This is a genomic window from Flavobacterium sp. GNP002, assembly GCF_054343795.1.
The window spans coordinates 3,506,516-3,518,599 of the sequence record NZ_JBTGUW010000001.1; the positions used below are offsets into that span (position 1 = coordinate 3,506,516).

Annotated in this window: 6 protein-coding genes; all 6 read right to left on the reverse strand. The window is 34.3% G+C overall.

What is annotated here, in order from left to right; translation table 11 throughout:
* Positions 1-126 precede the first annotated feature (126 nt).
* Positions 127-2,427: a beta-glucosidase BglX gene (bglX, locus tag ACXX80_RS15365; protein WP_458554006.1), complete on the reverse strand. Its 2,301-nt coding sequence runs from the start codon at positions 2,425-2,427 to the stop codon at positions 127-129.
* The gene (locus ACXX80_RS15370) at positions 2,417-3,130 is read right to left on the reverse strand and encodes a carboxylesterase family protein (RefSeq protein WP_458554007.1); all 714 of its coding nucleotides are present in this window, start codon (positions 3,128-3,130) and stop codon (positions 2,417-2,419) included. The genes bglX and ACXX80_RS15370 overlap by 11 nt, the downstream gene beginning before the upstream one ends.
* A gap of 6 nt (positions 3,131-3,136) precedes the next feature.
* Complete coding sequence (locus ACXX80_RS15375) at positions 3,137-4,510, reverse strand: glucoamylase family protein (RefSeq protein WP_458554008.1); 1,374 nt, start codon at positions 4,508-4,510, stop codon at positions 3,137-3,139.
* 82 nt (positions 4,511-4,592) lie between these two features.
* Positions 4,593-6,050, reverse strand: a complete 1,458-nt coding sequence (locus ACXX80_RS15380; RefSeq protein WP_458554009.1) for a RagB/SusD family nutrient uptake outer membrane protein — start codon at positions 6,048-6,050, stop codon at positions 4,593-4,595.
* 4 nt (positions 6,051-6,054) lie between these two features.
* Entirely contained in the window at positions 6,055-9,051 is a 2,997-nt protein-coding gene (locus ACXX80_RS15385) for a SusC/RagA family TonB-linked outer membrane protein (RefSeq protein ID WP_458554010.1), read from the reverse strand.
* 242 nt (positions 9,052-9,293) lie between these two features.
* On the reverse strand, positions 9,294-12,038 hold the full coding sequence (locus tag ACXX80_RS15390) for a helix-turn-helix and ligand-binding sensor domain-containing protein (protein ID WP_458554011.1): 2,745 nt from the start codon (positions 12,036-12,038) through the stop codon (positions 9,294-9,296).
* Positions 12,039-12,084 lie beyond the last annotated feature (46 nt).

The following is a 12,084-nucleotide window of genomic DNA, read 5'->3' on the forward strand; positions in this document are numbered from 1 at the left end:
ATGGATAAAAGTAAATAAAATAGCTGTTTTTCATAGTATGACTTTTAACAAATACCGTTTTTTTGTTAAAAAAAACCCTTCAGTACTACTACTGAAGGGCCGATCATAAATAAACAAACCAAACATTTACTTAATCAACACAAAATCAACTTTATTATTAGTGCTAGAATCCGTACCTACAAAAACCTGAAAAGCACCAGGTTCTGCGATAAACAGTAAATCCGAATTATAAAATTTTAATTCTTCAAGAGAGATTTCAAAAGTTACTGTTTGTTTTTCCCCTTTTTTAAGAGCAATTTTCTGGAATCCTTTTAACTCTTTTAAAGGCCTTGTAACAGATCCTACTAGATCTCTTATGTACAATTGAACCACTTCTTTACCATCATAATTTCCTGTATTGGTCACATCAACAGTCACTTTTACTTTTTCATTGAAGTTCATTTTATCGGATGAAACTTTCAAGTTTGAATATTCAAAATTCGTATAACTCAATCCAAAACCAAACGGATATAAAGGCTCATTTCTTTCGTCGATATAGTTCGATCTGAATTTTTCGAACTTTCCTTCTTTATTCCCTAACGGTCTTCCCGTATTTTTTTGATTGTAATAAATAGGCACTTGCCCAACGCTTCTTGGAAAAGTAGCAGTCAATTTTCCGGAAGGGTTTTCATTTCCAAACAAAACATCCGCAATAGCACTTCCCGCTTCACTTCCTGCAAACCAAGTATTCAAAATAGCTGGAACTGTTTCGTTTTCCTGTACCAATACTAACGGACGGCCTGTAAATAAAACTAACACAACCGGTTTTCCTGTTTTCAATAAGGCTTGCAATAAGTCCTTTTGTGCTTGTGGAATCTCTAAGTTTGTTCTGCTACTGCTTTCTCCGGACATTTCTGCTGATTCACCTAAAGCGGCTACAATCACATCGGATTGATTCGCAATTTTCAAGGCTTCCGCCAATAATTCTTCGGAAGTTCTGTTGTCGCGGTGTAAGGTTTTACCAAACATGGTTGCTTTTTCTTCGAAAGCTGCATCATAATCCAGATTGCTTCCTTTGGCGTAAAGCACTTTAGTATCCTTCCCTGCCACTTCTTTGATTCCTGCAACTAATGAAATGGATTTATCCATATTAGTAGCCACACTCCAAGTTCCTGCCATATTTTCTTTGGCATCAGCCAATGGTCCGATTAAAGCAATCGTCCCTGATTTTTTCAAAGGAAGTAACTGATTGTTATTTTTTAATAAAACCAAAGATTGTGCTGCAATTGCTCGTGCTTCAGCTCTGTGTTTTTTTGTGAAAATTTCTGTTTTCGCTCTATTTTCATCACAATATTTATACGGATCATGGAACAATCCCAAATCATATTTCGCATTCAAAATAAGACGCGTTGCATTATCGATTTGTTCAATCGTTACTTTACCTTCTTCCACTGATTTTTTTAAAGTTGTTAGGAAACCTTCGCCCACCATATCCATTTCAATTCCGGCATTCAAAGCCAAAGCAGAAACAGTTTGCAAATCGCCCATACCGTGTTCAATCATTTCAGGAATTCCGGTAAAATCAGTTACGACAAAACCTTTAAATCCCCATTGTTTTCTCAATACATCAGTCATCAACCACTTATTTCCAGTAGCGGGAATTCCATCAATTTCATTGAAAGAAGCCATTACGGAACCCACGCCTGCATCAATAGCCGCCTTGTAAGGAGGAAAATAATCGTTGTACATTTTAATTCGGCTCATATCTACCGTGTTGTAATCACGTCCAGCTTCTGGCGCACCATATAAAGCAAAATGTTTTACACACGATAAGATGGTATTGTTTTTTGACAAATCATTTTGTTGATAGCCATTCACCATTGCTTTTGCAATTTCGCTTCCCAAAAACGGATCTTCACCCGAACCTTCAGAAACTCTACCCCAACGCGGATCACGAGAAATATCGACCATAGGCGAAAACGTCCAGTTGATTCCATCGGCACTTGCTTCTTTGGCGGCGATTTGGGCAGAGCGCTCAATTAGTTTCATGTCCCAGGTAGCAGACAATCCAAGCGGAATAGGAAAAGTCGTTTCGTACCCGTGAATGACGTCCATCCCAAAAAGTAACGGTATTTTCAAGCGGCTTTTTTCGACAGCAATTTTCTGTACTTCTTTTATTTTCTGAACTGATTTGATATTGAATAAACCACCCACTTTTCCGTCTTCGATATTCTTCGCCACATTCGAACTACTGGCTGCACCTGTAGTAATATCGCCTGAAGTTGGCAAATTCAACTGTCCAATTTTCTCTTCCAAAGTCATTTTCGAAAGTAACTCTGCAACGAATTCTGTTTTCGGTTTAATTTTAACCTCCTTTATAGATGTCTTTTTTTGGCTGTAGCCAAAAAGCGAAATTCCAAAAAGTAGTATGATCAATTTAATTTTCATTTTGTCTGTTTTTTATTTGTTTGAACATCCAATCATAAATTTCTTGGTTGTCATATACTCGTGACCAACTGTCGTGATTGGCATCAGCAAAAATTGTCAACGTCACATTAGTATTACAGGTTTTTAATTTTTTATACATCGCAATCGAATACTCTACATTCACGACATCATCCAGCAAACCATGAAAAATCCGGGTAGGAATGGCTGCAATTTTACAGTTTTCAATCATTGGGATTCTATCTACATATCCTGCAATAGGCACCAAAGCGGCAAAGGTTTCAGGATATGCAACAACTAGATTCCAAGCGCCCCAAGCTCCCATACTAAGACCTGTGAGATAAATTCTGCTGCTGTCAATGTTGTTTTCTTTTTGGATTTTTAAAATCAAACGGTACAATACTTCCTCATTCCAATATTCATTTTCTGGACATTGTGGCGCCAAAACGTAGGCGTCGAGTTCGTGACTTTTCAAATACTTGAATGGTCCATGTGCTTTTACTTTTTTAATATCCGTTCCTTTTTCACCAGAACCATGAAGAAATACAATTAAAGGCTTTTTATCTTTTGTAAGCTTAGGAATATGTAAAGCGTACGCTAATTCGCGTTTTTGAACGATTTCGGTTTTTAAGGTACCAATTACATCATTTTGTGAAAATGAATTCGATGATATTAAAAAGGCCATTGCAAAAAATAGATATTTCATACACATTTAGAACTTATACTTACCTGAATGAAAGCCAAGGTTAATTAAACCTTTTTTTACCTCTGGTGCATTCATGAATAAATTCCATATTAAACCCGTACGATAGTTTTCTAACATCACCATTTCTGGTCCTTGATCAATAGCTAAATACCGTTTTGTTGTCCATTGATACTGCTGACTGTGTGCATCATAAAAGCCCGCCACTCCCCAAGTATCATTTTTATAATTCTCGTATAAATTACGAATGAATGCTTTAGATTCATTTGGTGTGTACACAATTGAACTGATGGCAGCTGTAGGTGAAATGACCCCTTTATCGTTACTTGGCATATGCGCATCATAGCCGACAGATCCATCTTCATTTCTTGAATACGAAGCCGTTAAACCCCAATAATTAGCTCCATATCCTTTATAACTCTTAGGATTAGCAATTGCATATAAATAGTTAATTTTAGTATGATTGGAATTTAAATCCCAATAGTTGGCATATTTATCCGTTAACTGATTTGGGTCTAATCCTAAATAAGAATAATGAGCCCAAAATAATGGACCTCCGAATTCTTCAGCACCATTGTGTTTTAAAATCAATGGCAAATTGTATTTGGTTTTGGTTGAAACTATGCCTCCATTTCTTGACCATCCTTCATGATAAGCTGCAGGAGTTATGGGGTATGATGGCGAAGATGCTGCCATGACATACGTAATCAAACATTCATTATACCCTTCTAAGGCAAAATTCATATCCCAGTTGTAATTAGGAGACCAATGCCAATATAATTTATTCTGATTGTTTGTGTACCATTGCCAGTCAATCCCTTTCCAGAGTTCATCAAATTTTAGGCTGACTGCCTTTTCATCAGCAGTTCCGTTTTTGAGGTATTCCCTGACAACTATAATACCGGCTGCCAAAAAAGACGTTTCAACTAAATCGCCTCCATTATCTTTTATGCCAAAAGGTTTTACTTTACCAGTATTTCCATCAATCCAATGTGACCAAGCTCCATGAAAACGATCTGCGTTAGCAAGGAAATTGGCAATTTTATTCAATCTTTTGGTACCTTCCTCCTTCGTGACATAGCCTCTAGACATACCTGAGACTATTGCCATCAATCCAAAACCGGAACCTCCTGTAGTAACCACATGAGAATCATTTTCAGGATAATAACCGTCAGGATGGAAGCGTTCCCGTGCCAAACCAGAATTTAGCTCTGCATATTCCCAAAAATAAGCGAAAGTTTGCTTTTGAACGAGATCTATAAGTTCCTCATCTGTTACTTGCGCACCAGGAGTTTTTACTTTAACACTTTCATTTGATTTATCACTAAAGGAACTGCAACCGAGAAAAGTAAAAGCTATAAATAAAACTGAGATTTTAATCATCTTTGGATTTTAAACAATTTAAGTTATTAGAAATAAATCCCCCTTCTACACTTTTTTTTTGTAGAAGGGAGATTATCCTCTTTTAATTATACCCCGGGTTTTGACTTGACAAACCAGCAGCTTGTCTAATAAAAGAATCTGGCATAGGAAATAGCTCGTTTTTACCTACAGTAAATGTTTTACCATCAACAGCAAATGCAGCTGCCGCTTGTCCTGTTCTAACTAGATCAAAGAATCTGTCGTGCTCAAAAGCCATTTCTACTCTTCTTTCTTTCCAGATTGCAGTTTTTACATCGCCTTGAGAAACAGCAGTTGTATTTGCTAATCCAGCTCTGTTTCTGATTTGGTTCAACAAAACAATAGCCGTGGGAGTTTGGTTTAATTCATTCAACGCTTCAGCTTTCATTAAAAGGACTTCTGCATATCTTAAATATTTAATATTTACATCTGTTTCCCATCCATCTGTAAATGCAGAAGAATATGCTTTGAAGTTGTATCTTTCATTTTCAACAGTAACTGGTACTACTCTACCATCGTATAAGGTCGTTCCTCTAAAAATGATTGTTGCATTTTTTCTCACATCCCCAACTTCATAAGCGTTTACTAAACTTTGAGATGGAGTATTGAATCCCCAACCCCATCCACCAGCACCACGAGCACCTTGACTGGCTGAATACCCTTGAATACCTTTGGCAGGAATTGAACCAACACCATTGATTTCAAAAATAGATTCATCTCCGTTTTCTCCCGCTACTCTAAACATAGCGGCATAATCTGGAACAATAGAATATCCTGTAACTAAATTGCAGTTGTCTACCACTTTTTGCCAATTTTTTTGATATAAATTTACTTTAGCTAATAACGCATGAGCTGCGCCTTTTGAAGCTCTTGCTTTTTCAGCGGCTGAATACACTGATTTATTAGGCAATACTGCAATTGCATCATTCAAATCGCTTTCTATAAAAGCATACACCTCAGCTGCAGTTTTACGAGTCAACAACATTATTTTATCTTGTTCAGATGTCGGATTTGGTAAATGATCTACAATAGGTACACCGCCATACGCTTTTACCAATGTAAAATACATAAATGCTCTTAAAAATTTAGCTTCTCCTATTAGCCTCGCTCGTAAACCTGCATCTGCTTTATCTAATTTAGGAATAATATTTAAAGCTTGATTGCATCTATTAATCCCATCATAATTGGCATTAAAAGTACTTTCTACCGAAGGATTTGATGCGTTATATGTTAATGCATCTAACACATCTTTATCACTTCCGGTGTCTCCGGGAGACGAACCTTTATCGGCATCGTCAGAAGTAATGCTTGAGAGTCCAATCCAACCAAAAGAGGTCATATCCCAATCTAAAAATTTGCTGTAAATTGCAGTTACAAAAGTGGTTGCACCAGCGTCATTATTGAACAGTTCAATATCTGCTGTAGAAATAGATTCCGTTTGGTTTACATCCAAATAATCATCAGCACATCCCGAAAAAAAGCAAGCGGATAACGCGAACATTGTTATATATATCTTTTTCATAATATTAAAATTTTAAATTAGCACCAACAACGAAAGATTTTAAAGTAGGATAAGCATCCAACTCAATTCCTTGATTTCCGTAAGGATTACCATCTCCATTTAATTCTGGAGAGAAACCTGAGAATTTTTGGGTGATAAATGGGTTTATTGCATTCAGATATATCCTGCAATAGCTTAAAAATTGATTTTCCTTGATTGGAACTTTATAACCTAAAGTTATGTTATTTACTCTGAAGAAATCACCTGATTCTAAATAGTAGGTAGAAGCTACCGGCACTTGATTGAATGGAGCTGGATTTGCAGCATTTGTATTACTGGCACTCCAGAAGTCTGTAGCCAATGATTGCTCTATATTTTCACCTGTAAAGCGTTGTGCTTTTTTACCATTGTAAACTTTTGCTCCACCTGTACCATATCCGTCAACAGAAAAATCGATGTTTTTATAGTTTAAACCCACTGATACTCCATAATTAGATTTTGGCAATATTGAGCCTACATATTTTTTATCATTAGTTGCAAATAAAGCCTCTTGCGTCACTTTTGCACCACTGGCAGTATAATACAACATTTTACCATTTGTAGGATCTACACCAGCAAATTCATAGATATAAAAACTTCCTAGCGGCTGACCTACAGAGGTGCTATTAAGTAATTTAGTATCCTGACCGTTACCTAAATTACCTCCAATAATCGGGGAAATTTCAAAATCCTTTAAACCTGAAAGCTTATTTATATTTTTTGAATAATTTCCTCCAACCCAGTAACTCAAATTGTCTGTTAACTTATCATCCCAACGCAATGCAATTTCATACCCTTTATTGGATACTTCGCCTACATGTCCTGGTGTAGCTACTACAATTCCTGAAGTTGGATAAGGTCGCACATTCAAAATTACATTTGTTGTATTTTTTTCATAAACATCAAAAGATCCTTTTAACCTCCTATTCAATAATTCAAAATCTAAACCTATAGAAGTTTCTTCGGTAATTTCCCAAGAAAGACTTGGATCCACTTGAGAATTGATTGTAGTTCCTTCATTTAGTATTGAACCTCCTAAATAACTTGAAAGCCCTGATGCATAAGCTTGATTGTTAAGCGGTACCGTTTGATTTCCTAATCTACCCCAACCTCCTCTTAATTTCAATAAGTCTATTCCTTTTACATTAGCCATAAATTCTTCTTTGGTGACAATCCATCCTAAACCAAAGGCAGGAAAAGTTCCCCAACGATACTCTTTAGCAAAATTAGATGAGCCATCACGTCTGATTGTCCCTGTAATTAAGTATCTATCCATTAACTTATATTGAAAACGACCAAAGTATGAAGCCAATCTAGTTTCATTAAACGCTTCATCTCTATAACTGATTACGTTAGCTACATTATCAACACCTGCCAATGACCAATAATTAGAATTTGCATTGACATTCTTTCTTCTTATCGTCAATTTTTCTCTTGCTCCTTTAACTGATGTTTCGATACCTGCAGTTAGTTCAACATCATGAATTTCATTAAATACCTTATTGTAGGTTAAATAATTTGATAAGTTCCAATTAAAATATTGCTCTCTTCCTTTAGTCAACTCATTAATATTAGTTGGTAAAGAATTTCCTGGACTTGGATCTCCAGCAATATCAATAGCTCTTGTATTTTCAAAATTATATTGCTTCCAAGAATAATATTCACCGTTAAACTGTGAAGTGAATTTTAATGATTTTACAATATCGTAATCTAATTTTAAACCTCCTTGTAAGCTTATGCTACGTTGTTCTTCATCATAAAAGTCTAATTGAGCAACTGGATTTCCAACATTATTAAAGGAAGAACCACTTGTACTTGCAACACCATTTGCATCTACAAAGGAAACTCCGTATTGACCTGATGCAAAACGTACCGGAACGATAGGAGATTGTTTGTAAGCGTTAGTAAAAGCACCTAATGGTTTTGGACTTGAATTAGCTGATGTAAAACTAAAGTTTTGATTTAAAGTCAATTTTTTAGAAATTTTATATTCGTTGTTATTTCTAAAAGTAAAACGACTGTAATCAAGACCGTTTAAAATTGCTTTTTCTTCATAATTCCCTATACTGAAAAAGTATTTTATACTCTCGGTTGCCCCAGAAATAGATGCATTATTTTGAGTATACGAACCAGTTCTAGTAATAGCATCTAACCAATTTGTATTTACTGGTTGATTTTCAGAAAATGTTGTCTTGTTCAAAGCAGCATTTGAATATCGTGCATATGCTTCGCTTCCTGCCATTTTTACCGTTCTTAATGGTTTTCTAAAACCGGCAAAACTTTCAAATTCAACTAAAACCTTGTCGCCTTTACCCTTTTTAGTGGTAATAATAATAACACCGTTTGCTGCTCTTGTACCATAAATAGCTAAAGATGAAGCATCTTTCAAAATCTCATAAGAGGTAATATCATTTGTATTTATGTTATTGATATTATCAGTAGGCATTCCATCTACAACATACAAAGGAGTTCTTCCGCCTAAAGCAGTACCTAATCCTCTAATAATTACCGAAGGAGTACTTCCTGGTAAGTCTGAAGAAACTACCTGAACACCCGCCGCTTTACCTTGTATAGCTTGCGAAGCATTCAATACCTTAGTTTTAGATATTTCCTCCGCTTTTAATGAAGTAATTGCGGTAGTATTATCAATCTTTTTTCTGGTTCCATAACCAATGACAACCACTTCTTTTAATTCCGTGTCTTTGGATTCCTCTAAATTTATGTTCATCGGTGCTGCCGTTGCAGGTACTGATAAAGCATCAAAACCTACCATGCTTATTTTTAATACTTCGCCAACATTGGCATTGATACTAAAATTACCGTCAAAATCGGTATCCGTTGAAGTTTTGGAATCAGCCGCGACTATCATGGCTCCTGGAATCCCTATTCCACTTTTATCCAGAACTTTTCCCTTAATTACTTGTCCAGACATATAAGCCGGAAGTAAAATGAGTGCTAAAAAGCTAAAAATAATATTTCTCATATAGTAATGATTTGTTAAAGTTAGTGGAGCCAAAGTAAATAATTACAACGTTATAGTTACTAAAACAGAAATACTACATGAATACATCAAAACAATAAAATAAGATTCTAAATCTATCTATAACTGCTAAAAAGAATACTTACGAGATACCGCACTACATCTACATGATGTAGTAATGATGTAGTGTTATTTCATAATAAATACACTGAAATAATATATTATCTATAAAAAATAAAGCTTATTTATACAGTTAATAAAAATTTAGAGAGGTTTTCATCCTGAACAAGGTTTAGTTTCTTTCTTAAGCGATAACGATGAAGCTCTACACCTCTGAAAGAAATATTCATCATGGGTGCAATTTCCTTGGAGGAAAGATTCATTTTTAAGTAAATGCAAAGCTTAATGTCCTTTGAAGTCAGGTTTGGATATTTTTTTGAAAGGTTAATTATAAATTCATTGTGGATTTGATTCAAATTTGTTTCAAACGTTTCCCATTCATGTTTGTTCACGGCATTGATTTTTATAGCTTTTTTAATTTCACTTTTTAGCTTATTAAAATCCATATCGGAATCAAGAATACCATGTATGTTTTCAATCATTTCACTTTGTTTCGCAATCGAAAGTGATTTGCCTGCAACCTCAGAAGATTTGGTTTGCAGTTCCAGTTCTAAAATGTGTTTTTCATACTCCTGAATGTTCAATTCATTTTCGGCTTTTAATTCCATCTCCAGAATTTTCTTTTGATGTTTCAACTCTTCATCACGCAACTCCAACTTCTGTATATATTGCATTTTATTCCATTTGTAATACAGATAAAATATACCTCCAATCACAACTAGATATAATAAAATCATCCAAAAAGAAAAATACCATGGTTTAGCAATAACAAATTGGAAGTTGGAAATTTTATCATACGTAAGGCCGTCGTGAAGGTAAACGGTAATCTCATTGGAACCACTATTTAAATTGTTCAAAACAATCAAACCTTCATTTACAGGAATAAATTCTTTGGCTCCATTTATTTTATAAAACAAGTTAGGTCTTGTTGCGCCAAAAACACCTGATATCACATGTAAGCGGAGCTCAGAATTATACGGAATCTTTGAGTTATTTTGAACCAAATTATTATTAACAAAAGCTTCTACACTTATATTTGATGCTTTCTTGTTCGCATATTTTACTTGTAACGAAATAAAGCCATCATCCAAGTTTAACAGATAATTAACTTTGTTTTTGAAAACTTTTACATTGTCATTAATGATTTTCCCTTTGTAATATTTCTCTTGAATAATATTGCGAATAAATTTATTATCATGTGCATAAATATTGTACAAAAGTCCTTCTTGAAGTATCAGAAAATGGTTTTCATCAATGGAAACAATGTTTGATACATTTTTAAAATTAGTATTGAACAATTCATTTTCTTCCAATTGATTGGTGATTGAATTATAAGTGTACCAGGATTTATTAATTAAAAAAAGGATTTCATTTCTGAACTCAAATATTTTCACTCCAAAATCATTACTTATTTTACTGTGTTGGGTGACATTCTTGATATCGATTGTTTCGTATGCATCATTATACAGAATTCGATACAAGCCTCTATTATTATCAGCAGCCCAAATTTCATTTTTTCTATTTTGAGCGACATATTTAATCGGTTTCAATATTCCTTTTATAACTATCTTTTGATTCAAATCATTAGTATCATTATAAATAATTACGCCGCTGTATGTTGCTTGTAAATAGGAATTATTAATATTGCTTTTGGCTAAATTCCAACCTCCGTTTATAGTACTTAACTTAGAAAACAACCCATTCTCGTATACAAAAGTGCCTTCGTTATGGCCTACGAGGTATTTGCTATTTATTTTACTGATGTCCCAGGCTTGTCCTTGCGTATTAGGAATCAACGAAAGTAGTTTGTCTTCATATTTAAAAACACCATGATTAGAAGCCATCAAATAGCCATTTGAAGTACTCGCCACGGAATAAACGGAACCTAAAATACCTGAATTATCATAAAAAATAGAAATGGGAGAATTAACCTCAACATGAGCAATTCCGTTGTCTAACCCTAACCACAAATCATTCTCTTTGTCGAGACCAATGCTCAAAATGGAATTATTCATCAATACATTATTTCGATTGATGTTTTTGTAAGCGCCAGAATTTAAATCAAAAATATAAACTCCTTTATTTGCAGTTCCTATAATCAATTTATTGTTTTTAATGAATTTGGCGACATTGATATTTGCCGCTTTTAAAATGGTATTTAATGGACTTTGCCATTCTTTCAAAATACCGTTTTCTTCCAAATAAATTCCATTTTTTTTAGTGAAGAAATAGGTTTTATTTTGGTGTTTTTCAATAGCATGAATGACGTTGTTCTCTAAAACGGACCAGCCTTGAATCTTTTCAAACTTAGAATTCTTCATTTTATAAATTCCTTTTTCAACGGAAGCTACTAATAATTCATTACCAACGGGAAAACAATAGGAAACCAGAAAATCAAATTTACTTTTCTTGATTGTTTTTCCATCATACTGAAAAAGACCGTTAAAAGACTGGAAATAAATTTTACCTTTAAATTTAAATATCTTCCAAACCTCCTCATTATCACTTTCATCAAAAACCTTAGAGGTATCAGAAATAGAAACATAAATCATCTTCCCATTTTTTCGATACCAATAGCCAAATTCCTTATACGAACCGGAATAAATCCTGTCACCATCCACCATTATAGAACGGATTATGGTTTTGTTGGGTAACGAATATTTTTCCCATTTTACACCATCATAGCGCAATAAATAATAATTATTAGCAAAATACATCGCATTATCATTGCCCTGCGCTACATTCCAAATTTGATTATCTCCTTGATAATCAGATTTATTGTAATTTTCCACAAAAGGAAGTAACTCCTGCGAATAAATTTGAAATGAAATAAGATAGAGTAGGATTATTGCTGTAATTCTTGCTTTCAAAATGTGGTGTTTAGTATCCAAATATAATTAGATTTATTCAATAAAA

Excerpts from the sequence above, each read along its gene's own strand:
- ACXX80_RS15380 (WP_458554009.1), bottom strand. The coding sequence starts at position 6,050 with ATGAAAAAGATATATATAACAATGTTCGCGTTATCCGCTTGCTTTTTT.
- ACXX80_RS15385 (WP_458554010.1), bottom strand. The coding sequence starts at position 9,051 with ATGAGAAATATTATTTTTAGCTTTTTAGCACTCATTTTACTTCCGGCT.
- ACXX80_RS15370 (WP_458554007.1), bottom strand. The coding sequence starts at position 3,130 with ATGAAATATCTATTTTTTGCAATGGCCTTTTTAATATCATCGAATTCA.
- bglX (WP_458554006.1), bottom strand. The coding sequence starts at position 2,427 with ATGAAAATTAAATTGATCATACTACTTTTTGGAATTTCGCTTTTTGGC.
- ACXX80_RS15375 (WP_458554008.1), bottom strand. The coding sequence starts at position 4,510 with ATGATTAAAATCTCAGTTTTATTTATAGCTTTTACTTTTCTCGGTTGC.